At 72.6% G+C, this 24,137-nt stretch carries 20 protein-coding genes; 2 read left to right on the top strand and 18 right to left on the bottom strand.

Features of this window, described 5'->3' with window-relative positions:
- Window positions 1-110 precede the first annotated feature (110 nt).
- Window positions 111-569: an ATP-binding protein gene (locus C4U44_RS09630; protein ID WP_235031929.1), complete on the top strand. Its 459-nt coding sequence runs from the start codon at window positions 111-113 to the stop codon at window positions 567-569.
- Between the two features lie 109 nt (window positions 570-678).
- Here C4U44_RS09630 and C4U44_RS09625 read toward each other — a convergent pair whose 3' ends face one another.
- On the bottom strand, window positions 679-1,497 hold the full coding sequence (locus tag C4U44_RS09625) for an SGNH/GDSL hydrolase family protein (RefSeq protein ID WP_103885327.1): 819 nt from the start codon (window positions 1,495-1,497) through the stop codon (window positions 679-681).
- A 404-nt stretch (window positions 1,498-1,901) separates the two neighbouring features.
- Here C4U44_RS09625 and C4U44_RS09620 point away from each other — a divergent pair, with 404 nt between their 5' ends.
- Entirely contained in the window at window positions 1,902-2,801 is a 900-nt protein-coding gene (locus C4U44_RS09620) for a tyrosine-protein phosphatase (RefSeq protein ID WP_103885228.1), read from the top strand.
- Window positions 2,802-2,838: 37 nt separating this feature from the next.
- Here the strand turns inward: C4U44_RS09620 and C4U44_RS09615 are convergent, their stop codons facing one another.
- The 17 genes from C4U44_RS09615 to C4U44_RS09535 form a co-directional block, all read right to left on the bottom strand.
- The gene (locus C4U44_RS09615; protein ID WP_107503980.1) at window positions 2,839-4,200 is read right to left on the bottom strand and encodes a serpin family protein; all 1,362 of its coding nucleotides are present in this window, start codon (window positions 4,198-4,200) and stop codon (window positions 2,839-2,841) included.
- A gap of 26 nt (window positions 4,201-4,226) precedes the next feature.
- The gene (locus C4U44_RS09610; RefSeq protein WP_103885227.1) at window positions 4,227-5,678 is read right to left on the bottom strand and encodes an aspartate aminotransferase family protein; all 1,452 of its coding nucleotides are present in this window, start codon (window positions 5,676-5,678) and stop codon (window positions 4,227-4,229) included.
- The gene (dxs, locus tag C4U44_RS09605) at window positions 5,675-7,750 is read right to left on the bottom strand and encodes a 1-deoxy-D-xylulose-5-phosphate synthase (RefSeq protein ID WP_103885226.1); all 2,076 of its coding nucleotides are present in this window, start codon (window positions 7,748-7,750) and stop codon (window positions 5,675-5,677) included. The genes C4U44_RS09610 and dxs overlap by 4 nt, the downstream gene beginning before the upstream one ends.
- A 132-nt stretch (window positions 7,751-7,882) precedes the next feature.
- The gene (gene hpnH / locus C4U44_RS09600) at window positions 7,883-8,911 is read right to left on the bottom strand and encodes an adenosyl-hopene transferase HpnH (RefSeq protein WP_103885225.1); all 1,029 of its coding nucleotides are present in this window, start codon (window positions 8,909-8,911) and stop codon (window positions 7,883-7,885) included.
- A gap of 5 nt (window positions 8,912-8,916) precedes the next feature.
- The gene (locus C4U44_RS09595) at window positions 8,917-9,510 is read right to left on the bottom strand and encodes a phosphorylase family protein (protein WP_103885224.1); all 594 of its coding nucleotides are present in this window, start codon (window positions 9,508-9,510) and stop codon (window positions 8,917-8,919) included.
- A 27-nt stretch (window positions 9,511-9,537) separates the two neighbouring features.
- Window positions 9,538-11,619 (bottom strand): squalene--hopene cyclase, encoded by a 2,082-nt coding sequence (shc, locus tag C4U44_RS09590; RefSeq protein WP_103885223.1) that lies wholly within the window; start codon window positions 11,617-11,619, stop codon window positions 9,538-9,540.
- Between the two features lie 99 nt (window positions 11,620-11,718).
- On the bottom strand, window positions 11,719-12,798 hold the full coding sequence (locus C4U44_RS09585; protein ID WP_103885222.1) for a polyprenyl synthetase family protein: 1,080 nt from the start codon (window positions 12,796-12,798) through the stop codon (window positions 11,719-11,721).
- Window positions 12,795-14,291: a hydroxysqualene dehydroxylase HpnE gene (hpnE, locus tag C4U44_RS09580; protein WP_103885221.1), complete on the bottom strand. Its 1,497-nt coding sequence runs from the start codon at window positions 14,289-14,291 to the stop codon at window positions 12,795-12,797. The genes C4U44_RS09585 and hpnE overlap by 4 nt, the downstream gene beginning before the upstream one ends.
- Before the next feature lie 217 nt (window positions 14,292-14,508).
- A complete protein-coding gene (hpnD, locus tag C4U44_RS09575; protein ID WP_103885220.1) occupies window positions 14,509-15,471 on the bottom strand; it encodes a presqualene diphosphate synthase HpnD in 963 nt (320 codons plus the stop codon).
- Entirely contained in the window at window positions 15,468-16,355 is an 888-nt protein-coding gene (gene hpnC / locus C4U44_RS09570; RefSeq protein WP_103885219.1) for a squalene synthase HpnC, read from the bottom strand. Before hpnC ends, hpnD begins: the two co-directional genes overlap by 4 nt.
- A 383-nt stretch (window positions 16,356-16,738) precedes the next feature.
- Entirely contained in the window at window positions 16,739-17,548 is an 810-nt protein-coding gene (locus C4U44_RS09565) for an ABC transporter ATP-binding protein (RefSeq protein ID WP_200823187.1), read from the bottom strand.
- Window positions 17,535-18,467: an ABC transporter permease gene (locus tag C4U44_RS09560; protein WP_103885218.1), complete on the bottom strand. Its 933-nt coding sequence runs from the start codon at window positions 18,465-18,467 to the stop codon at window positions 17,535-17,537. The genes C4U44_RS09565 and C4U44_RS09560 overlap by 14 nt, the downstream gene beginning before the upstream one ends.
- Before the next feature lie 85 nt (window positions 18,468-18,552).
- The gene (locus tag C4U44_RS09555) at window positions 18,553-19,440 is read right to left on the bottom strand and encodes a glycosyltransferase family 2 protein (RefSeq protein ID WP_103885217.1); all 888 of its coding nucleotides are present in this window, start codon (window positions 19,438-19,440) and stop codon (window positions 18,553-18,555) included.
- Window positions 19,437-20,216: a CDP-alcohol phosphatidyltransferase family protein gene (locus C4U44_RS09550; protein WP_103885324.1), complete on the bottom strand. Its 780-nt coding sequence runs from the start codon at window positions 20,214-20,216 to the stop codon at window positions 19,437-19,439. Before C4U44_RS09550 ends, C4U44_RS09555 begins: the two co-directional genes overlap by 4 nt.
- On the bottom strand, window positions 20,194-21,255 hold the full coding sequence (locus tag C4U44_RS09545; RefSeq protein ID WP_103885216.1) for an iron-containing alcohol dehydrogenase family protein: 1,062 nt from the start codon (window positions 21,253-21,255) through the stop codon (window positions 20,194-20,196). Before C4U44_RS09545 ends, C4U44_RS09550 begins: the two co-directional genes overlap by 23 nt.
- A complete protein-coding gene (locus tag C4U44_RS09540) occupies window positions 21,243-21,995 on the bottom strand; it encodes a phosphocholine cytidylyltransferase family protein (protein ID WP_103885215.1) in 753 nt (250 codons plus the stop codon). Before C4U44_RS09540 ends, C4U44_RS09545 begins: the two co-directional genes overlap by 13 nt.
- Entirely contained in the window at window positions 21,992-23,911 is a 1,920-nt protein-coding gene (locus C4U44_RS09535; protein WP_103885214.1) for a DUF5941 domain-containing protein, read from the bottom strand. The genes C4U44_RS09540 and C4U44_RS09535 overlap by 4 nt, the downstream gene beginning before the upstream one ends.
- Window positions 23,912-24,137 lie beyond the last annotated feature (226 nt).

The following is a 24,137-nucleotide window of genomic DNA, read 5'->3' as shown; positions in this document are numbered from 1 at the left end:
TGACAAGCAGTGTGTCATGACGTCAGCGCCGGCAACAGCATGTTCTGTCGATTCTGTAATTTACAGTTCGGACCTTGCCATGTGTCCAGCGCGGGCCTCATAGTTACGGTGTGGTCCTTTCAACTCACGCTTTCCGGCACGACAGCCGGGCGGACGTCGGCGCCCCCGCGCGCCACGACGTCTTCCGGCTGCCCGCGCTGTGCGCGTCCGTGTCGGACGCCCGCGCGCGGATACGGGCCCGGCTGCGCGAATGGGGCGCGGACGCCGAGTTGAGGGACGACGCGGGGCTGGTGATGACCGAGTTGTTCACCAACGCGGTCCGTCACACCGACAGCCGGAGAATCACGTGCGCACTGCATGACGTCGGCTCGGCAGTGCGGCTCGAAGTGACCGATCAGGGGCGCGGCGAGGGGGACCCGATGCCGTGTGCGGCCACTGCCGACGAGGAAGGCGGGCGAGGTCTGCTGCTGGTGAGCGTACTGGCGGCAGCCTGGGGGTCCGATCCCGCAGCCGATGGTACGGGGCGCGTGGTGTGGGCCGAACTGGCCCTGCACCGCGCGCCCCATTGACGTCCGGGCGACGAACCTCGGCGCACCGCGCGGGTGGACCGCCCGCGCGCGGACGCGCGAGCGGAACCCGTTCCACGCCTGGCGGCGGCTCGGCCCGCCGTAGGACCGCTCAGCGCGTCGCGGTGCGGCCGTCCGGCCGCAGCGGCAGCAACTCCGGCCGCTTGGGCAGCACGTCGTCGCCCGACGACTCCCCGCGCAGCCGGCGCCCGATCCACGGCACCAGGTACTCCCGCGCCCAGTGGAGGTTGTCCCGGCGGACCTGCGCGGGCGGCCTCGGCGCCTCCGGCGGCCAGGGCAGGTCGGGGTCGGTCGGCGTGTCGAGGCCGAGCACCTGGGCGGCGCGCAGCGCGACCCGCACGTGGCCCGCGGACGACAGGTGCAGCCGGTCCTCGCTCCAGGCCCGCCGGTCGTGGATCGCCCGCAGCGACCACAGGTCGAGCACCGGGCAGCCGTAACGGTCGGCGACCGCCCTGATGTGCGCGTTGTAGGTCGCGATCTTGCCGCGCAGCAGGCCGAGTACGGGCACCCCGCGGGTATCGAAGCCGGTGCACACCATCACGGTGCCGACCACCGCGCGCAGTTCGGCGACCGCTCCCTCGAACCGCTCGGCCAGCACGTCCGGGTCGCTGCCCGGGCGCAGGATGTCGTTGCCGCCCGCGCAGAAGGTGACCAGATCGGGGGCGAGGGAGACGGCCCGGGGCACCTGCTCCTCGATCACCCGGTCCAGCAGCCGGCCGCGCACCGCGAGGTTGGCGTAACGGAAGTCGCCGGGCGGGGTCTCCAGCGCCCGGCGGTCGGCGAGCAGCACCGCCAACCGGTCGGCCCAGCCGACGAACGCCTCGCCGGGACCGGGGTCCCCGACGCCCTCCGTGAAGCTGTCCCCCACCGCCGCGTACGACCCGAACCCGGTCGCGGCCGCCGCGAGCACGGGCGCCGGCCGGCTCGCGGGCGCGTCCGGCGCCGGTCGTTCCCCGCCGCTTCCTTCGCTGTCATCTGTCCGTATCAGGTCCGCCACGTCGGTCCATCCTGCTCCTCGGCCGCCGACCTACGCGACCGTAAGGACGGGTCGGCGGCACGTGATTCATCCCACCTGTCCCGCCCGGAAGGACCGGCCGCCGACGGGAATACCGACGGACACCTACCGTTCGGTACGACGCCGCCCGCCCTGCCGTATCGTCGGCAAGGGACCGGTGACGGTCCGCGAGGCGCGCAGCTCACGGCGAGGCCCGGGAGGTGCGGGGCGTCCGGCGACCCGGACGTCCGGCGAACCCGCCCCGGCCCCGTCACGACCCGACGACCCCCGTCTCGACCCCCTCACGACAAGGAGCACCGGTGACGCAGGAAGTGCGGCAGTCCGCCGCGACCGGCCCGGAACCCCGGCTGAACGGGGTGCGCAACTTCCGCGACGTGGGCGGGCTGCCCACCGCGGACGGCCGCCGGGTGCGGCCGGGAGTGCTCTTCCGCAGCGGCCACCTCGCGCACGCCGACGCGCAGGACACCGCCTTCCTCGCCTCGCTCGGCCTGCACACGATCTTCGACTTCCGCAACGGCGACGACATCGCGCTGGAGGGGCCGGACGTCGTGCTGCCCGGCACCCGCAGCATCAACATGCCGCTCAGCGACCCGGCGCAGAACGCGGGCTTCTGGCGGACCGTCCGCGACGGCGATCTGGCCGCCCTCCAGGCCGCGCTCGGCGACGGCAGGGCGGCGGAGCGGATGGCGGCCTCCTACCGCAAGCTGATCGTCGAGCGCACCGCCGAGCACGGCCGCATGCTCGCGCTGCTCGCCGGGCCCGCTGAGCAGGACGCGACCGTCGACGGGGCCCTCGGCGAGGCTCTGGACGGGGCCACGGACGGCGCCGTGGACCGGGAGCCGGCCGTACCCGCGCTGCTGCACTGCGCCGCCGGCAAGGACCGGGCGGGCACCTCCATCGCGGTCATCCTGCTCGCCCTCGGGGTGGAGCGGTCCGCGATCGAGGCGGACTACCTGGAGAGCAACGCCCGGCACCGCCGCTACAAGGTGGTGCGCGGCGACGGGACCACAGGTACCGCGATCGACCCCGCCGTGCGGGAACTGCTCGACCCGCTCTTCGAGGCCCGGATCGAGTACCTGCGGTCCGCGTTCGACACCATCGAGGAGCGCTGGGGCACCGTCGACCGCTACCTGGAGGCGGGCCTCGCCCTCACCCCGGCCGGCCGCCTCCGCCTCCAGGCGCGCCTGCTGACCGCCTGACCGGGCCGGCGGGCCCTGCCCCGTCCGGCTGCTGCCCTCACACCTGCGCGGGCACCGGCACCCAGCCCGCCGTGAGGACGAGCCGGTCGGCGCGGCGGACGGCGAGGAAGCCGAACGGACGGGTCAGGTCGGCTCGGAGGAGCCTCGCGCGGTACGCGGAGGCCGGCGGCGCGCCGCCCGGCGGCATCGCGAGCGCGGTGACCGCCGCGGCCTCGAACCCCTCCGCACCGAACTCCGCCCGCACCGCCTGCCGGGCCTGTCCGATCACCAGCGGGAAGCCGGTCGCGCCGGGGAAGTGCCCGCGCTCGTCCGCGGTGGCCGCCGCCGCCAGCCCGAACAGCGCCGGCCGCCCCAGCAGGTCGTGCTCGGCGCCGATCCGGAAGGGCGCCGTGTCCAGGCGGATCCGGTCGAGGGGCTCCGCGGCGTCGATCTCGCCGAGCGTCAGCCCGGGCCCGGGCCGGCCCGCCGGCAGGCGGCTGCCCGGGACCGTGGCGCACTCCCCCGCCAGGACCCGCACCCCGGCGTCGAGCACGGCGCCCGGAACGGCGTCGGGCGCGCCCAGCAGCAGATGCACGTCGATCCCGTTGTCACCGCGGACCTCGTACACGGTCAGCGGCCCGCCCGGCGCCTCGGCGACGCGTACCTCGTCGAGGTCCGGGCCCGAGCGGGTGAGCCCGGGCAGGTCGGTGCGCCCGGCCCACGGCCCCGAGGCGGCCCGCAGCGGCGACGGGGTGAACGCCCGCTGCCAGCGGGTGCGTACGGTCAGGGCGCTCGCCAGCACCATCATCACCGCCGGGCCGGACACCACCGGCATCGCGGGGATCAGACCGCGGGTGCGCCGCGCCGCCCAGGCGTCGAGCGCGGCCCGGTCGGCCGCCGGGTCACCGGTCAACCGCCCCAGCGTGCCGGGCGGCAGCCGCGCCACCCACTGCTGATGGAGCCGCACCTGTTCCCGGGTCCACACCCCGAGCGCGGTGGACAGGCCCGGCTGCCCGTCCAGCGCCGTCATCACCGCGCGGCCGCGGTCGGGCGCCTCGTCGGCGCCCACGCCCACCGCGTCCGCCAGTTCGTCGCGTACGGCGCCCTCCCGCGCCGCGCCGGCGAGGAAGGCCAGCAGCGGCCACAGCCCGACGGCGCCGAACGCGGTGCCCTCCTCCGGCGCGGTGAACCGGCTCGCCCAGCGCGCGCTCAGCGCGTTGACGGCGTCGACCGTCGCGGCGTCGACGGCCTGCGGCGCGTACGGCCGGTTCCCGCCGGAGCGCGGCGCCGCCGGGTGCGGGACCGGCGGCGGGACGCCGACGGTCGGCGGGAAGGCGGGGCGCGGCGGAACGGCGGGGCCCGGCCCGCCCGGGGCGCCGCGCCCGTCGCCGCGCCGGTCCCTGCCGTGTCGCCAGGCCATCCCGCCCCCCGCTCCCCGGATCCGCCCTACCTGTTGGCGACGGCCTGCTTCACCAGCGTCCGCCCGAACTCCCACATCAGGCCACCCCCGCCGTGCGCGTCGTCCATGACCTCGGTGAACGCGGTCACGAAGCGGTCGACGTCCGCCTCGTCGACGACCAGCGGCGGGATCAGCTTGATGACCTCAATGTGGTCCCCGGAGACCTGCGTGAGGATGCGGTGCCGCTGGAGCAGCGGCACGACCACCATCTGCGCGAACAGGCCCTTGCGCGCGGCCTGCAGCATCGTCCAACGGCTGCGCAGCTTCAGCGACTTGGGCCGGCCGAATTCCACGGCGACCATCAACCCGCGACCGCGGACGTCCTTGAGCAGCTCGTACCTGTCGACGAGCGCGGCCAGCCGGGTGCGCAGCAGGTCGCCCATCCGGCGGGAGTTCTCCACCAGTTGCTCGTCCTCCACCACCGCCAGCGTGGCCAGGCCCGCGACCATGGCCTGCGCGTTGGAGCCGTAACTGGCGGAGTGCACCAGCACCCGGTCCATGGAGGAGTAGACCTTCTTGAAGATCCAGTCCTTCCCGAGGGTCGCGCCGACCGGGACGTACCCGCCGGAGAGGGTCTTCGCCACGGTGAGCAGGTCGGGCTCGACGCCCTCCTCGTGCTGATAGGCGTAGAAGGCCCCGGTGCGGCCGATGCCGGTCTGCACCTCGTCGCAGATGAGCAACGCCTTGTGCCGGCGCAGCAGTTCCTGCGCGGCCCGCAGGTAGCCGGTCGGCGGGATGTGGACGCCGTGTCCCTGGATCGGCTCGACGATCAGTGCCGCCACGTCGCCGCGCTTCAGCTCCCGCTCCAGCGCGTCGAGGTCGCCCACGGCGATCTCGGTGTCCGGCAGCAGCGGCGCGAAGCCGTCCTGGAAGCCCTCCTCGCCGTTGACCGACAGCGAGCCGGTGGTCAGGCCGTGGAAGGAGTGGGTGCAGTACAGCACCCGGGGCTTGCCGGTGGCGTACCGGGCGAACTTCAGCGCGGTCTCCACCGCCTCGGTGCCGCTGTTGCCGAAGAACACCCGGTCCAGGTGCGGGGTGTGGGCCAGCAGCTTCTCGGCGAGCAGGCCGGGCAGCGGCTGGCAGTCGAACCGGGTCAGGTCCGGCAGGCCGGCGTCCAGCACGTCGTGCAGCGCCTTGCGGACCACCGGGTGGTGGCGGCCCACGCCCATCACGCCGAACCCGGCGAGCATGTCCAGGTAGTCGTTGCCCTCGGCGTCCCAGAAGTGCGCGCCCTCGGCCCGCTCGTAGTACTTGTCGAAGCCGATGGTGTGCAGCATCCGCGGCAGTTGGTGGTTCAGGTGCTTGGTGTGCAGTTCGTACCGCTCACCGCCCCGCTCCGCGAGCAGCGTGCCCAGGTCGAAGCCCTTGGGCTGCCCGCCGGGAGCGCCGGGAGCGGTGCTGCCGGGCTCCGGCTCCGGTGTCGGGTCGGACGATGTCATCGTTCACCTGCTCCTCGCGTGCGGGGGGTGCTGCCACCCGAAGTATGCGCCGGGCGCGCGGCGTCGGGACCGGTCGGGTCGGCCTGACCGGGTACGGTCCCGCCGGCAGCGCCCGGCTCGGACGCCGCGGCGGGCTCGGACGCCGCGGCGGGCTCGGGCACCGCGGCGGGCTCGGCCCCGCGTGCGTCCCGCGCGGCGAGCCGCAGGAAGGACGCGCCGACGGACCCGGCGATCTCCGCCGGGGTCAGCCCGATGTCGGCCAGCACCTCGCTCCGCTTGGCGTGCGCCAGGAACTGCGGGGGGATGCCGAAGTCCCGCAGCGGCACGTCGACGGACGCGTCCCGCAGTGCCTGGGCGATCGCGCAACCGACGCCCGCGGCACGGCCGTTGTCCTCCACGACGGCCACCATGCGGTGGGCGGCGGCGAGTTCGGGCAGCGCGGGGTCGACCGGCTTCACCCAGCGCGGGTCGACCACGGTGACGCCGATGCCGCGCCCGGCCAGCAACTCCGCGACGGACAGGCAGGTGCCGGCGAGCGCGCCGACGGAGACCAGCAGCACGTCGGGCCCCAGCCCGTCGGCGGGCCGGCGCAGGATGTCGACGCCGCCGGCCCGGCCGACCGCGGGCACCTGCGCGCCCGCGGTCTCCTTCGGGAAGCGGACGACGGTGGGCGCGTCGTCCACGGCGACCGCCTCGCGCAGTTGCGCGCGCAGCTGGTCGGCGTCGCGGGGCGCCGCGATCCGCAGCCCCGGTACGACCTGGAGGACGGACATGTCCCACATGCCGTTGTGCGAGGCGCCGTCGACGCCGGTGACCCCGGCCCGGTCGAGGACGAAGGTCACGCCGCAGCGGTGCAGCGCGACGTCCATCAGCACCTGGTCGAAGGCCCGGTTCAGGAAGGTCGCGTACACCGCGACGACGGGGTGCAGCCCGCCGGTGGCCAGACCCGCCGCGGAGGTCGCCGCGTGCTGCTCGGCGATGCCGACGTCGAAGACGCGGTGCGGGTAGGCGGCGGCGAACCGCTCCAGGCCGACCGGCTGCAGCATGGCCGCGGTGACGGCCACCACGTCGGGCCGCTCGGCACCGATCGCGACCAGTTCCTCGCCGAACACCGAGGTCCAGGAGGGTCCTTGGGAGGGTGCGAGCGGCAGGCAGGTCAGCGGGTCCATGGCGCCGACGGTGTGGAAGTGGTCCGCCTCGTCCTGCTCGGCGGCGGCGTACCCGCGGCCCTTCTCGGTGATGCAGTGCACCAGCACCGGGCCGTGGAAGCGGCGGGCGCGGCGCAGCGCGGACTCCACCGCCTCGATGTCGTGGCCGTCGATCGGGCCGAGGTACTTCAGCCCCAGGTCCTCGAACATGCCCTGTGGCGCGAAGGCGTCCTTGAAGCCCTTCTTGGCGCCGTGCAGCGACTCGTAGAGCGGCTGGCCGATCACCGGGGTCTGCTGGAGGAACTGCTTGCCCCAGGACAGGAAGCGCTCGTAGCCGTCGGTGGTGCGCAGGGTGGCGAGGTGGCTGGCCAGGCCGCCGATGGTGGGGGCGTAGGAGCGCTCGTTGTCGTTGACGACGATGATCAACGGGCGGTCCTTGGCGGCGGCGATGTTGTTCAGCGCCTCCCAGGCCATGCCGCCGGTCAGCGCGCCGTCGCCGATCACGGCGACCACCCGGTCGTCGCGGCCGCGCACCTCGTTGGCCTTGGCGAGGCCGTCGGCCCAGCCGAGCACGGTGGAGGCGTGGCTGTTCTCGATCACGTCGTGCTCGGACTCGGCGCGGGAGGGGTAGCCGGACAGGCCGCCCTTGCTGCGGAGTTTGGAGAAGTCCTGCCGGCCGGTGAGCAGCTTGTGCACGTAGGACTGGTGGCCGGTGTCCCACAGGATGCGGTCGGCCGGTGAGTCGAAGACGCGGTGCAGCGCGATCGTCAGCTCCACCACGCCGAGGTTGGGGCCGAGGTGGCCACCGGTCCTGGCGACCGCCTCGACGAGGAAGTGGCGGATGTCGGCGGCGAGTTCGTCGAGCCGGCCGTCCGGCAGAGCCTTCAGGTCGTGGGGGCCTTTGATGTTCTCCAGCATCGACATACAGGGACCTCGTTCCTGCCGGGGATTGCGGTGGTTCGCCGGCCGCTGACCGGCCGGTGGCAGTGCGGGTACGAGCCATCGGCGACGGCGAAGGCCGCCGTCGCCGATGGCTCGTACCCGCTTACGGGAAGGTCACTTCGCGCGGTTGGACGCGACGGTCTCCCGGGCGGCGCGGATGGACTCCTTCAGCGAGCCCATGGTCGCCAGCACGGCCGTGGGCTCGTAGCCGCAGTGGGCCATGCAGTTGTCGCAGCGCTCGTCCTTGCCCCGGCCGTACTTGTCCCAGTCGGTCTCGTCGAGCAGCTTCTGGTACGTCGGCACGTAGCCGTCGCTCATCAGGTAGCAGGGGCGCTGCCAGCCGAAGAGCGAGTAGTTCGGGATCGCCCAGGCAGTGCAGGGGAAGTCCGCCTTGCCCTCCAGGAAGTCCAGGAAGAGCGGGCTGTGGTTGAGCCGCCACTTCTTCCGGTTGCCGTCCCCGAACGCCTTGCGGAACAGCTCGCGGGTCTGCTCGACGCCGAGGAAGTGGTCCTGGTCGGGCGCCTTCTCGTACGCGTACGCGGGCGACAGCATCATCTCGTCGACCTGCAGGTCGTCGTTGAGGAAGTTGAGCACCTCGATGAGGGTCTGCGGGGTGTCGGTGTTGAAGAAGGTGGAGTTGGTGGTCACCCGGAAGCCGCGGCGCTTGGCCTCCTTGATCGCGGCCACGGCCTCGTCGAAGGTGCCCTCCTTCGCCACGGATTCGTCGTGCCGCTCACGCATGCCGTCAATATGAACAGTAAAGGCAAAGTAAGGGGACGGTGTGAACTTGTCCATTTTCTTACGCATGAGCAGGGCGTTGGTGCAGAGGAATACGTACTTCTTCTTGGCCACCAGCTGGCGGACGATCTCGTCGATCTGGGGGTGCATCAACGGCTCGCCGCCCGCGATGGAGACCATCGGCGCACCCGACTCCAGCACCGCCCCGACGGCCTGGGCCACCGGCATGCGCTGCTTCAGCACTCCGGCCGGGTGCTGGATCTTGCCGCAGCCCTCACATTTGAGGTTGCAGGCGAAGAGCGGTTCGAGTTCGACGATCAACGGGAACTTTTCGCGACGCCGGACCATTTTCTGTTCGAAGAGGTACGACGCGACGCGGACGGTCTGACGGAGCGGCATGGCCATCTAGCTCACCTCCAGGGGAGCACGGTAGTGCGGTGCCAATCGAGAAAGGCGGGAACAAGATCTCTGAGCACGCGGAATGCGATGACTCCGGTGCGGAGCGTGCCGACGCGCACGAGTTCGAACTCGGGCGTGTCGACGACGACGCGGGCCGCCGCGATGCGGTGCGCGCCCTCGGCGAGGGCGGCGCGGCGCATCGCGGCCGACTCCATGTCCACGGCGATGGCACCAGTCGCCGCGAGTGCGGCGCGCTCGGCGCCCCGCACGACGTGATCGGATTCCGCCAGCGTGCCGGTGTGCACGGTGAGTCCCCTGTCCGCGAGAGTGGCCTTGAGCGCGGCGGCCAGCGTCGCGCTCTCGTGCCCGTCGTCGGACACGACGACATCTCCCGGCCGCATGCCGGGGGCGAGCCCCGCGCAGAAGCCGGTGGTCAGGACGGACCCTTCGTGCAGCGCCGGGTCCTGCAGGGCCTGGACGACAGCCCGTTCCGCGTTCTTCGGCCCCATGCCGGTTCTCAGCACGGTGACGGGGAAGTCCGCGGTGCTTCTGGCGATGCCCCTGCGCAGCGCGAAGCGCTCGATGGGCAGGGCGCACACCACCATCAGCGGGGGTCGGGGACGGCCCACGAACTAGGCCCCCTTTCCGGTGCTCGCGATGGTGGTGGGCGAGACGGTGCCCGGCGTCCCCGGGGCGGGCGGCGTGGCCGCGGCGCCGGCCGGGACCGCCGGGTGGCCGGCGCCGAAGGGCTCGGAGCGCACGTAGCGGCCGAGCGCGGTCAGCGGGAAGACCATCCGGTACAGGTGGTAGTTGATCGAGAAGTCGCGCGGGAAACCGGTACCGGTGAAGTACGGCTCGTCCCACGACCCGTCCGGCAGCTGGGTCTCGGCCAGCCATCGCACCCCGCGCTCGACGGAGTCGGTGTCCCGCTCGCCGGCCGCCAGCAGCGCCATCAGCGCCCACGCGGTCTGCGAGGGCGTCGAGTGCCCGCGCCCGGCCCACTCCTGCTCGGAGTACGACCTCAGGTCCTCGCCCCAGCCGCCGTCGGCGTTCTGCACCTCGTGCAGCCAGTCGACGGCCCGGCGGATCGACGGGTGCTCCGGGCCCAGCCCGGCCGCGGCCAGCGCCGGGACGGCCGACCCGGTGCCGTAGATGTAGTTGACGCCCCAGCGGCCGAACCAGGCGCCGCTGTCCTCCTGTTCCGACAGCAGCCACTCGATGCCGCGCCGGGTGTGCCCGTCGTGCTCCAGGCCGAGCGCGGCCAGCATCTCCACCACGTGTGCGGTCACGTCGGCCGACGGCGGGTCGATCACCTCGCCGAAGTCGCAGAAGGGCAACCGGTTCGGGAAGGAGCTGGTGTTGTCGGCGTCGAAGGCGCCCCATGCGCCGTTCCTCGACTGCATGCCGACGTTCCAGCGCACCGCCTTGTCGATCGCCGAGTCCAACCGGGCCCGGTCGGGGTGGTCGATCCGGCGCAGCGCGAGCACCACCTCGGCGGTGTCGTCGATGTCCGGGTAGTTGTCGTTGTGGAACTCGAAGGCCCAGCCGCCGGGCGCCAGTTGCGGGCGCTGCACGGACCAGTCGCCGGGGCGGGTGATCTGCTCGCCGAGCATCCAGTCCGCGGCCTTGATCAGCGCGGGGTCGTCGGCGGGAACGCCGGCGTCGGCGAGCGCGATCGCGGCCAGACAAGTGTCCCAGACCGGGGACTGGCACGCCTCGATCATCCGCACGCCCTCCTCGGGCCACACGGCGAAACGATCCAGCGAGTCCAGCCCGGCCTTCACCACCGGGTGGTCCAGGTCGTATCCGAGCAGGTGGAGGGCGATCACCGAGTAGACGGCCGGCGGTTGGATCCCGCCCCAGCAGCCGTCGGCCTCCTGCCGCTCGATGATCCAGCGGGCGCAGGCGTTCATCGCGCTGCGGCGCACCATGCGCGGGCTGAACCGGCGGTAGACGTGCAGCACCTGGTCCAGGCGCTGGAAGACGCCGTCCCAGCTGGTGATGGACTTCCGGCGGCGCTTGGGGTTGGGCCGGCCCGGGTCGAGATGCAGCTCGTCGATACCGAACGGCGCGGGCCGCACCGGCCGGTGGGCGCCGACGACGGTGAGCGGCACGATGGTCTGCCGGGCCCAGCAGCCGAACGAGTAGATGTTCAGCGGCATCCACTTGGGCAGGAAGATGACCTCGGGCGGCATCTCCGGCAGGTCGTCCCAGCTCCACCAGCCGAACAGGGCCAGCCAGATCCGGGTGAAGACCCGGCTCGCGGCCACTCCCCCCTCGCCGCGGGACCACTTGGCGGCCAGCTGCATGTGCGCCTGGTCAGGCTCGTCCCCGGCCAGCCGCAGCGCGACGTACGCCTCGATGGTGGCCGACAGGTCGCCGGGCCCGCCGTGGAAGGTCGGCCAGGCGCCGTCCTCACGCTGCTGGGAGCGGATCCAGCGGGCCGACGCCGCGGTGACGTGCGCGTCACGGATGCCGAGGAACTCCCGCAGCAGCAGGTCCTCGGCATCCATCGTCACGTTCGTCTCGAGGTCGCCCTTCCACCATCCGTCCGGATGCTGCCGTGCCAGGAGATGGTCTGCGGCGCGCCGCACGGCACGCTGCGCCGCCGCCTCCGTGTCACCGGCTGGAACAGGATCCGGCTCCGAGGCGCTGCTGGCCGAAGGTGTCCGGTGGGTTGGCGTTCCTGGACTGCCATCGGTCGTCGCTGTCATGGCTTCCCCTTTGCAGTTGAGACGTCTGCGGTGTCGGGGGCGGCCGTCCGCCGTCACGTGAGTGGGACCGGCGACGTCATACGCTCCACGTCTGTCTCTTTACTTTTCGCGGACCACCACAAAATCCGCCAGGCCCACGAGCTTACGTCGGATTTCGTCCGGCATGTCCATTTTGTCGAGTGCGGCGATAGCGGTCGTGTACTGCCTCCGGGCCTCCTGAGACGTCCACTCCCGCCCACCTGCCTCCTCGATCAACGCCGCGCGCAGGGCGAACTCTTCCTCACTGAAGGCATCAGTTTCGATCAATCCGGAATTTTTCGCGTCCGCCGCCAGGAGTTCACCCAGCCGCTCCGACGCCGGACCGCCCGCGGCGAGCGCGGCGACCACCGGCAGCGACTTCTTACGCTGCCTCAGGTCGCTCCAGGTCTGCTTGCCGGTGGTGGCCGGATCCCCCCAGATGCCCAGCAGATCGTCGATCGCCTGGAACGAAAGCCCCAGGTGGTAGCCGTACTCCTCCAGCGCGTCCGCGTCGGACTCCGACGCGCCGCCGAGCACCGCTCCGATGGAGGAGGCGCAGGCCAGCAGGGCCCCGGTCTTGTTGCCCTCCATCTCCAGGCACTCGGCGACGGTGACCCGCTCGCGGTGCTCGAAGGAGATGTCCTGGGCCTGACCGTCGATCAGTTTGCGGGTCGCGGTGGTCAGCCGGCGGGTGGCGCGGCCGGCGTCGGCGGTGCCGTGCTCCAGCAGGATCTCGTTGGCCAGCGCGAACAGCGCGTCGCCCACCAGGATCGCCTGTGCCGGGCCGTGCACCTTCCACACCGTGTCGCGGTGCCGGCGCTGCTCGTCACCGTCCATCAGGTCGTCGTGCAGCAGGGAGAAGTTGTGCACCAGCTCCACCGCGACCGCACCGGGCACGCCGGTCTCCGCGGGCGCGCCCGCGGCCTGGGCGGACAGCAGGGCCAGCGCCGGGCGCACCGCCTTGCCGCCGTCACCGTCCGCGGGCCGGCCGGCCTGGTCGATCCACCCGAAGTGGTACGAGGCGACGGTGTCCATCGGCGGGGCGAGCCGTGCCACCGCCGCGCGCAGCACGGGGGTGGTCAGGATGCGGCCGTTCTCCAGCAGCGCGATCACGCTGTCAGCGGTCACGTTCTCTCCTCTTGTCGCACCAATTGCACTCATGCCGCCTCCAGTACGCCGTACTCGCAGGGCAGTCCGAGGACGGACAAAGCTTGTCGGGAGGCGTGCAGGCCGCTGCGCACCGCACCCTCCATGGTCGCGGGCCAGCCGGTGGCGGTCCATGAACCGGCCAGGTAGAGGCCGGGGGCTCGGGTGGCCGGTCCGGGGCGCAGCGCGCCCACGCCGGGGGTGGGCGCGAAGGTCGCCGTGCGCTCCCGGGTGACGAAGAAGTCGCGGACGCCGGCGCCGCGGGAGGCGGGCAGCACCCGCTCCAGTTCGGGCAGGTAGCGCCGCCGCAACTCCGCGACCGGCAGGTCGATCTCGTCCTGTGCGGCCGACTGGGACAGTGCCAGGTACTGGCCGCCGCCGGTGAGCCCGGAGCTCTTGGTGCGGTCGAACACGAACTGGACCGGGCTGCCGAGTGCCGCCAGGAACGGCTGTTCGAGCACCTGCCGGTCGTAGATCACATGGACATTGAGGATCGGCGCGGTGCCGATGCGCAAGAGCTTTTCCGGCTCGGCCAGCGCGCCGGCCGGCAGCAGGTCGTGCGTCTCCTGCTGCGGCACCGCCAACACCACGGTGCCGGCGGTCAGTTGCTCGCCGCGGCCCGGGCCGGTCTCGACGTCCACCCGCCAGCCGGCGTGTGCGACGTCACGTCCCGTGCCGCCGTCGGCGGTTGCCTCGGCGTCGCCGGTCAGGGGGGTCAGGCCGGTCGCCCGGGCCCGCAGCAACACCCTTACGCCCGCCGCGTCGAGGGCCGCGCGGGCCCGGACGTCGTGCAGGTCGCCGAGCGGCGCGGCGGCCCAGCCGATGTCGGCCGCACCCGGTTCGGACAGCAGCCCGGTCTTGAACACCTTCGCGGCAAGGCCCAACGAGGACTCGCCCGCGGTGGCGTTGAGGGTGGCCACGCCGACCAGGTCCCACAGCGCCTCGATAGTCCGGGCGGACTGCCCGCGCTTCGCGAGCCAACTGCCGAAGTCGATCCGGTCCAGCGCGGGGTCGTCCAGGTCCAGGGCGCGCAGCGCGAGTGCGGCCCGCCCCACCGACGCCCGCTCGCGCACCGACAGGTGCGGGTAGCGCAGCAGGCTCGGCCCGAGGTGCAGCGGAACCGGCAGCGCCACCCGGCCGATCCGGCCGAGCCGCCCGGTGGCGGCGTCGAAGACCGGGACGTCCAGCCGGTCCTGAAGCGTCACCAGGTCGCGGGCGGCGATCCGGTCCAGGAACCACTGGTAGGCGGTGCAGCAGCGCAGGAACACGTGCTGGCCGTTGTCGACGTTCAGGTCGCCGCGCCGGAAGGAGAAGGCGAGGCCGCCGAGGCGCGGACGGGCCTCGGTCAGGGTCACCGCGACCCCGGCGTCGGCGAGCGCGAGCGCCGCGGTCACCCCGGCCAGCCCGCCGCCGACCACGACGGCGGTCCGCCGCCCGTGGGCGGGATCGCCGCCGTCGTCCGCGGCGCCGGCTGGGCCGGCCTCCGGGCCGGATCGGGTGGTCGTCATGCGCGTTCTCCTCGGGCCGCACCAGGCGGGGTGCGGCGAGCCGTCGCGGAAGGTGACGCAGTCAGCGCCGGCAGGGTTGCTCGGTCGGACGACGGGTACGGAACGGGCCGCACGAACGCCACCGGACCCGCGGACAGGGCGGGCGGAGCGGGACGGACGGACGGCGTGGACGGAGCGTACTGCGCGGTGGGACCCGCTGGGTGGACGCGGGTCGATCTCACGCGTCCCTCCGCGGGTCGGCGACGGGGGCGGGGGTACGCGCGGTGCGCCGGGCGTCGACTCCGGCCAGGCCGCGGACCGCGACGTACGCCTTCTCCCGGCCGGGAAGCGAGACCCGGCCGCGCAGCACCGCCTCGGGGTCGGCGGCGATCCGCTCCAGCAACCGCCGGTAGATGCCCGCCATCGCGGCGACGCAGGCGCCGCTCCTGCGGTCGAGCATCGGCAACAGCCGGTATCCGGTGGCGAACAGCGAGCGGGCCCGCCGGACCTCGAACTCGACCAGCCCGGCGAAGTCGGATCCGGGCGGCGGGGAGTCGCTGTGGAAGCCCTCCGCGCAGCCGAACTTGGCGAGGTCCTCGGCGGGCAGGTAGGTCCGTCCGTTGCCGGCATCCTCGCGGACGTCGCGCAGGATGTTGGTGAGTTGCAGGGCGAGGCCGAGCGTGTCGGCGTATTCGGCGGCACGTGCATGATCGTGCCCATTCACCGTGCCGAAAACGCCCAACGAGACCCTACCGATAGCTCCCGCCACGCAGCGGCAGTAGATGGCCAGGTCGTCCCAGGTCTCGTAGCTCTCGCCTCGAACATCCATCTGGACGCCGTCGATGAGTTCGCCGAGCCCGCCCATCGGGATGGGGAAGACCCTGGCGGCGTCGGCGAGGGCAACGGCGACCGGGTCGGTGTCGTCCTCCTCCACCTCGCGGGCCTCGACCCGCTCCAGCAGCGAGCGGGCGCCCTCCAGGCGGCGCAGCTTCTCGTCGGGCGGCAGCTCGCCGTCACCGATGTCGTCGACCCGCCGGGAGAACGCGTAGACCGCCGACATCGCCTGCCGCTTCGCCGTGGGCAGCAGGCGGATTCCGTAGGCGAAGTTGCGGGCCTCCTGGCCGGTCACGGTCTCACAGTACTTGTATGCGGCAAGTACCTGTCCGGACGTGTGCGCGGAACCGTTCACGGTCCGGGTCACCCCTCTCTTCGCAATGTCGACCCCACCTCACGCAGCAGGACGGGCTTGGTGGCCTTGGGAGAACCCGCCAGCACGTCGTACCCCGCATCCTCCACCGCCCGCAATGCCGCCCTGCCGCCGCCGACGAATCCGGCGAGCAGCAGTCTGAGTCGGCCGCGGACGCTGCGGACCAGGGCGCCGCCCTCACCGAGCAGGTCACGGGCCCGCCCGGCCTCGAACGCGACCAGTTCGCGCACCTTCTCCCCCGCGGTCGGTGCGGCGAGATCGGCCTCGCTCACCGAGAAGCGTTTCATGTCCTCCGCCGGCAGGTACACCCGGTCCCTGCCGAGGTCCTCCGCGACGTCCTGGAGGTGCTCCACGATCTGCAGCGCGGTGCACACCGCGTCCGATCGCCGGACCCGCTCCGGGGTGGAGGTACCGGTGATGGAGAGCACCAGCCGGCCCACCGGATTGGCGGACAACTCGCAGTAGGCGAGCAGGTCGTCGTAGGTGGCATACCGGCTGACCTGCTGGTCCTGCCGGTTGGCGGCGATCAGGCCGAGGAACGGCTCCGGGGTGAGCCGGTGCCGCTCGACGGTGGGACGCAGCGCGAGCAGCAGCGGATGGGCGGGGGTGCCGTCGAACACCCGGCGCAGGTCCGCCTCGAAGGCGTCGAGCATCGCGATCCGGTCGCCGGCCGCCTCGGGGGGCAGGCCGAGCCGGACCGCGTCGGGCCGGCCGCCGTCGACCAGGTCGCCGTCGCCGATGTCGTCCACCAGCCGGGCGAATCCGTACACGGCCATCAGGTCCTGGCGCCAGGCACGCGGCAGGAACACCGGTGCCACCGGGAAGTTCTCGCGCGCAGCCTTGTCCAGGACGGCCCGGGACGTGACGTCCCCGGTCACCGCGGGGTTCCCGGCGCACAGGCGGCGAGCGTGCCCAGGAACGCGAGGGTCCCGATCGTCATGGCCGCCACATCCCCCGTTCTACACTGCCCCGTCGAAACTTCCCATTTCGGACACGCCGCACCTTCACTCGCGGACACCCGTCCCCGGGTATCGATCATCGGCAGGCTCCCAGCACCGGTACAGCTTACGTCGGGGCACCACCCGGCGTACGCCGGGGGCGCGCCCCGAACCGCGGACGACGACACAGCTCCACAACAACCGATCCCCGCCGGATCATCCGGCGGGGATCGGTTCTTCGGAAAATTCTCCCGGGCGGCGCGCCTCGCGCCGGACCGGACGGACCGGGTGGACCGGCCGGCGGTTGCCGGCCCGGTCCGTGCTCACTTCCCGGTGCGGTCCTCGTAGGCGGACAGCACGTCCTCGGTCGGACCGTCCATCAGCATCACACCGTGCTCCAGCCAGATCACCCGCTCGCAGGTGTCCCGGATCGAGGAGTTGCTGTGGCTGACCAGGAAGACGGTGCCCGCCTCCTTGCGCAGTTCGCGGATGCGGGACTCCGAACGCTTCTGGAACGCGCGGTCGCCGGTGGCCAGCGCCTCGTCGATCATCAGCACGTCGTGGTCCTTGGCCGCGGCGATGGAGAACCTCAGCCGCGCCGCCATGCCGGAGGAGTAGGTGCGCATCGGCAGCGAGATGAAGTCGCCCTTCTCGTTGATGCCCGAGAAGTCGACGATGCCCTTGTAGCGGGAGCGCACCTCGTCGCGCGACATGCCCATCGCCAGCCCGCCGAGGACGACGTTGGTACCGCCCGTCAGGTCGTTCATCAGCGCCGCGTTGACACCCAGCAGCGACGGCTGGCCGTCGGTGTAGATCTTGCCGCTCTCCGGCGGCAGCAGGCCCGCGATCGCCCGCAGCAGCGTCGACTTGCCCGAGCCGTTGGAGCCGATGATGCCGATCGCCTCGCCGCGGTACGCGGTGAAGCTGACGTCCTTGACCGCGTGCACCCGGCGCACGTTGGACGAGCGGCGCTTCTTGGAGAGCATCCGGCCCAGGGCCGCGCTGGCGCTGCCCTTTCCGGTGCCGGCGCCGTAGACCGTGTAGACGATGTTGACGTTCTCCACGATCACGGTGGGCACCTTGGGCTTGCTCACCTGCACCGGGGGAAGCGCCTGCTGTTCAGCCACGGCCATAGGACTCTTCCGCCTTCCAGAAGTAGATGTAGCCGCCCACCCCGACGACCACTGCCCAGGTTACGGCGATCGCCCACACGTGCGCGGGCATCTGGGCCGCCGTCACGCTGTCGATCAACGCGAAGCGCATCAGGTCGATGTAGACCGCGGCCGGGTTGATGTCGAGCAGGATCCTCAGGATGTGCGGGGCGGTCGTGGTGAGCTTGGTGATGCTGTACATGACGCCCGACATGTACATCCAGGTGCGCAGCATGAACGGCATCAGCTGGGTGAGGTCGGTCATCTTGCTGCCCAACCGGGCCACGATCAGGGCCAGACCGGTGTTGAACACCCACTGGCACAGCAGCGCGGGGAACATCAGCAGCCACGACATGTCCGGCACCTCGCCGGTCATGAGCACGATCGCCAGCAGGACGAACATCGACATCATCAGCTGCTGGAGCTGCATGAGCGTGAAGGCGATCGGCATCGAGGCGCGCGGGAAGTGCAGGGCCCGGATCAGGCCGAGGTTGCTGGAGATCGACCGGACGCCGCTGAGCACGGAGGACTGGGTGAAGGTGAAGATGAAGACGCCGGTCACCAGGAAGGCGATGAAGTTGTCGATGCCCTTGTGGGTGCCGATCAGGATGCCGAAGATCAGGTAGTACACGGCCGCGTTGAGCAGCGGGGTCATGACCTGCCAGAGCTGGCCGAGCCGGGCCTGCGTGTACTGCGCCGCGGTCCGCGCCTTGGCGAACTCGTTGATGAAATGTCGACGGCCCCAAAGCTGCCGGGTGTAGCTCAGCAGCCCCGGCCGGGCGCCGCTGACGGACAGCCCGTACTTGGCCGCAAGCTCCGCGGGGCTGAGGCCGTCGTCAAAAGCCGACGGCGCCGGCGGGGCACCGACGGCCACCGCACCATTGTGCGTTGTCTCGCTCACAGTTGACACTTTCGTCCTCAATGTGCGCGCCGGGTGGCAGGGGGTGTTCCCCGGGCTGCGCCTGATGCTCTCAGGTCCGAGCTTGTCAGATGATCGGGGGTCGGCCCAGCCGGGTCAACCGCCATACCGTACGCCAGCGCATGGGCCGTCGCGGACCGCACGGAGTGGCCCAGCCCTCGCGGAAGCCGCCGAACCACGCGCGCAGTGCGCTGCCTGACGGCCTGCGCACCAAGGTGAGCGTCAACCATACGCCGAGATACACCGGCACCAGGGGCCACGGCAGGTTGCGCCGGGCCAGCCAGACGCGATTTCTGGCCACCAGCCGGTGGTAGACGGCGTGCCGGGCCGGCGAGGTCGCGGGGTGGTACAGCACCAGGTCGGAGCGGTAGTCGATCATCCAGCCGGCGTCAAGGGCACGCCAGGCCAGATCCGTCTCCTCGTGCGCGTAGAAGAACTGCTCGGGCAGCCCGCCGACCTGCCGGATGACCTCGGTGCGCACGGCGCAGGCGCCGCCGAGGAAGGTGGTCACCCGGGAGTTGCGCATCGGGTCGGCGGCCCGCAGCCGCGGGACGTGCCGGCGCTGGGTCTCGCCGGTCTGCGGGTCGGCGATCCGGAAGCTGATGATGCCCAGTTCCGGGTCCTGGGCGAACGCCTGCCGCACCAGTTCCCCGGTGTCGTCGCCGGGCAGCAGGCCGTCGTCGTCGAGGAAGAGCACCACGTCGACGTCCCTGCCGCCCGGGCCGAGCAGCTCCACGCCGACGTTGCGGCCGCCGGGGATGCCCAGGTTCTCGGGCAGTTCGGCGGTGCGCAGGTGCTCGCGCTCGATCACCGGCAGCGGGGAGCCGTTGCCCACCAGGGCGACCTCGATCGGGGCGCCCTGCTGCTTGGCCACGGAGTCCAGCAGGTCCTGCAGCTCCGCGGGACGGGTGCCCATGGTGATGATGACGGCGCCGACCGTCGGCGGGGTGGTCATTTCAGCCTGCTGGAGGCGAGCACCGAGACCAGGTGCAGCAGGGTCTGCAGCAGTGCGATTCCGGCCAGGACGGCCACGCCGAGCCGGGTGAAGAACAGGTCGCCGCGGATGTGGTCGACGACCGCCAGCACCAGGATGAGCAGTGAGGCCTCGATGCCGAGCACCAGCCGGTGGAACTGCAGCGCGGCGGCGGCCCGGCGGGCCAGTGCTATCCCGGACGAGCGCGGCTCGGACGCCGCCTCCTTGACCGGGGGCAGCCCGCCCTGGTGCCGGGCCACGCCGACCAGGTCGGTCTCGGCCTTGATCAGCACGGCGCCGAGCGCGGCCAGGGTGCCCAGGAACGCCCACAGCCAGTCGATCCGGCCGCTGCCCCACAGGTCGGCGGCGCGCAGCCCGAAGCCGACCAGCACGGCGGCGTCGGTGAGGTAGGCGCCGACCCGGTCGAGGTACACGCCGGACAGCGAGTACTGCTTCTTCCACCGGGCGATCTCGCCGTCGACGCAGTCCAGCAGCAGGTAGAGCTGGACCGCGACCACGCCCAGCACGGCTCCGGCGATCCCCGGGACGAGCAGCGCCGGGGCGGCGAGCACGCCGCACACGGTCATCAGGTACGTCAGCTGGTTGGGCGTGACGCGGGTGTTCACCAGGTGCCGGTCGATGCGCAGCGAAACCTCGCGCATGTAGAGGCGGCCTCCCCAGTGCTCACCGCTGCGCCGGTCCTTGACCCCCGCCGGGTGAACGACCGGGCGCAGTTCAGCTACTGATGGTTTTGGCATAGTCGGCGTACGCGTCCCTGATCTCGGTGTCGGACAGGTCGAGGTGTTCCAGGACCGTGAAGCGCCCGGGTCGCGTCCGTGGCGCGAATCGCACGGCCTCGACGAACTCCCGGGCGGAAAAGCCGATTTCCTCGGGCAGCACCGGCAGCCCGTGGCGGCGCAGCGTGTCGGCGATGAGCACGGACGCGTCGCGGGCACCGCGCAGGTGCATCGCGAAGGCGGCGCCCATCCCCACCTGCTCCCCGTGCGTGGCGGCGCGCTGCGGGTGGAGCAGGTCGAAGGCGTGGCTGATCTCGTGGCACGCGCCGGACGACGGGCGGGTGTCGCCGCTGATCGACATCGCGATGCCGGTGAGCACCAGGCCCTCCGCCAGGGTGACCAGGAAGTCGTCGTCGGCGATGGTGCCGGGGTGGCGCAGCACCGCCTCGCCGGCGCTGCGCGCCATCGCGGCGGCCAGCCCGTCGATCCGCTCGCCGGTCTCGCGGTGCGACAGCTCCCAGTCGGCGAGCGCGGACAGGTTGGACACCGCGTCGCCGATGCCGGACCTGACGTAGCGGGCCGGGGCGGCGCGGATGACGTCCAGGTCGATCACGACCGCGATCGGGCCGGGTACGCCGTAGGAGCCGCGGCCGTTGTCGTTGTCCAGGGTGGACACCGGCGAGCAGATGCCGTCGTGCGAGAGGTTGGTGGCGACCGCGACCATCGGCAGGCCGACCCGCGCCGCCGCGTACTTGGTGGCGTCGATGATCTTGCCGCCGCCCAGGGCCACCACCGCGTCGTAGCGCTCGCCGCGCATCGCGTCGGCGAGCTTCACGGCGGCGTCGATGGTGCCGCCGGCCACCGGGAACCAGGCGGCGCCGGGCAGTTCGGGCGCCAGCCGCTCGCGCAGCCGGGCGCCGGAGCCGTCGCTGACCGCTATGGCGATCTTGCCGGACGTGGAGATCCGCTGGTCGGCCAGGAGCCGGGAGAGGTCGGCGAGCGCGCCCCCGCGGATGTCGACGACGACCGGCGAGGGGATCAGCCGGGTCAGTACTGGCACGCGATCTCCCGTCCCCTGGCGAGGTCGGCGTGGTTGTCGATCTCGACCCACGGGATGTCGCCGACCGGCGCCACGTCGAGGGTGTGGCCGCGGTTGGCGAGTTCCTGGTAGCCGTCCTCGTAGTAGAGGTCCGGGTCGCGCTCGAAGGTGGCCTTGAGCGCGTCGGCGAGGTCGGCGGCGGCCTCGGCCTCGATCAGGGTGACGCCGATGTACTCGCCGGTGGCGTCGGCCGGGTCCATCAGCTTGGTGATCCGGCGTACTCCGCGGCCGGGTTCGGCGACGACCTTCATCTCCTCGTCGGCGAGCTTCTTGACCGTGTCCAGCGCGAGGATGATCCGACGGCCCTCACCGCGGGCGGCCAGCAGCGTGCGCTCGACGGAGACCGGGTGGACGGTGTCGCCGTTGGCCAGAATCACTCCCTCCCGGAGCACGTCGCGCGCGCACCACAGGGAGTAGGCGTTGTTCCACTCCTCGGCCTTGTCGTTCTCGATCAGGGTCAGCTCGACCCCGTACCGGGCCTCCAGCGCGTCCTTGCGGGCGTACACGGCCTCCTTGCGGTAGCCGACCACGACCGCGGCCCGCGTGATGCCGACCGCCGCGAAGTTCCCCAGCGTGAGGTCGAGCACGGTCGGGCCGTCCGCGGCGCCGTCCGGTCCGACCGGCACCAGCGCCTTCGGCAGCGTGTCCGTGTACGGCCGCAGACGCCGTCCTGCACCTGCCGCCAGCACGAGGCCGATCATGCGGGTTCTCCTGATTCGTCGTGTACGGCGGGCGCCCCGGAGGACACCCAGAAGCGGATGCTCTCGGTGAGGACGAGCAGCGCGAGTGCGACGGCGAGGACCGTCAGCGCGGTGCGGAAGCCGGCGTGGTGGGCCCCTCCGACCAGGGCCGCCGCGAGGACGGCCACCAGCAGCGCCCGGCCCTCGTGTCCGCCCGCCGCCCGCACCAGCGCGGGGGGCGGAGCTCCGGTGCCGCCGCGGATGCGGTACACCGTGTCGTAGTGATGGTAGGCGACCGCGGCCACCAGCCCGAATGCGGCGGGCAACGCTCCGTTCACCTCGGAGACAGCCGCCAGTGCCAGGATCGCGCCGTACTCGCCGGCCCGGAAGAACGGCGGCACCAGCCAGTCCAGCGCGCCCTTCAGCGGCCGGGCGACCGCGATCCCGCTGGTCACGACGTAGAGCACGGCGGCGGCGACCACCCACCAGCTGCCGCGTGCGGCCAGGCCCGCGGTCGCGGTGAGGGCGCCCGCGCCGATCGCGGCCAGCAGCGGCGGCGCGAACGCGGGCAGCCGCCGGGCGAGCGGGCCGGCCACCCGCGACACGGCCTCGGCGAGCGGCCCGCTGTCGGCGAGGTCGGCGAGCGCCCGGGCGGCGCGGTCGGTGCGCCTGGCCTTCCGGGTGAGCGAGCGCAGCACTCGGCCGGCGGTGGTGTAGCAGGCGGCCAGGCCGCAGCCGATCAGCAGCACCACGAAGGTGATCCGGGGCGTGGTGGCGGCGGTGAGCACCGCGATGAGGAACCAGCGCTCGCCGATCGGCAGCACGATCATCCGGCGCAGCCACACGGTCCAGCCGACGCTGTCCAGCCGCCCGGAGAGGGCGGCGGTGGGGCTGGTGTTCGCGGCGGCGTCGTGGTTGGCCTCGTTGAAGGAGAAGTCCACGACGTGCCGGCAGGTCTGGAGCACCATCGCGCCGAGCGCGAGCGCCCACACGTCGTCGTGGCCGCCGCGGGCCGCGCCCAGCGCGAGGCCGGCGTAGTAGGCGTACTCCTTGGCCCGGTCGAAGGTCGCGTCCAGCCAGGCGCCGAGGGTGGAGTACTGGAGGGAGTAGCGGGCGAGCTGGCCGTCGGTGCAGTCCAGGACGAAGGAGGCCAGCAGCAGCACCCCGGCGGCGACGTAGCCGGCGCGGGTGCCGGTGGCCGCGCAGCCGGCGGCGATCAGCGCGACCAGCAGGGACGCGGTGGTGACCTGGTTCGGGGTCAGGCCGCGCCGGGCGCACCACCGCGCGATGTAGCGCGAGTAGGGGCTGATGAAGTGGGTGGTGAAGAAGCCGTCGCGGGACTTCACCGCGCTGCGCAGCCGCACCGCCTCCTCGTCCACCCCGGCGATCTCCCGGGCGGTCTCCTCGCGCTCGGCCGGGCCGCGCACCACCCGGGCCACCAGCACACCCAGCTCCGGGCGGTAGGGCTGCGCGCCCTGCCGCTCCAGTTCCTCGGCGAGCAGGTCCGCGAGCACGTCGCCGCCTCCGGCCGCGCCGGTCACGGCGAGCCCGGACGCGGCCGCGGGCGCCGCGGTCCGCGGGCCGTCGGGGTCGGCGGCGGCCGGGGCGCCCGCGGGCACCGGGGCGTCGCCGCCGCCCACCGCGGCCAGCGCCCGGGTCAGGGCGGGGCGGGCTGCGGGCTGCACGGCGAGCGCGCCGGCCACCGCGCCGGCGTCGAAGCGGGGGTCGGTCAGCGCCAGCCGCAGGGCGTGCCGGTGCCCGAGGAAGCGGCGGTCGACGACCGCGACGCGCTCGGCGGGCGGCGCCGCGGCCAGGCGGGCGCTCACCGCGTGCGGCCCGTCGGCCTCCACGACCTGGAATCCCAGGGCCCGCAGGTCGTCCGCGAGCGGCGACGGCGTGCCGGCACCGGACGGGCCGGTGAGAATTGCGGTCGACAGAGGAACCCACTCCCTGAATGCGTACGAGGGCGCACCGGCGAGGCCGCGACAGGCGGCTCCGGGCCGGACACGACGGCGAGGTTATCGGATACGGGTCGGCGGCCGTTCACTGCGTGTTCGCCTGAACTTGGCCCATCCGGTGTGATCATCATCCTCGATTCCGGCCGCCCCCCACAACATTCGTGCGTCGCCACTGCCCGACACCCGCGCCGCTCACCGTCCGCGA

The organism is Actinacidiphila yanglinensis, from assembly GCF_900107965.1.
In the GTDB taxonomy this organism is placed as follows: Bacteria; Actinomycetota; Actinomycetes; order Streptomycetales; family Streptomycetaceae; genus Actinacidiphila; species Actinacidiphila yanglinensis.
The sequence above is the reverse complement of the archived record's forward strand: the minus strand, read 5'-3'. Positions and strand labels throughout refer to the sequence as shown.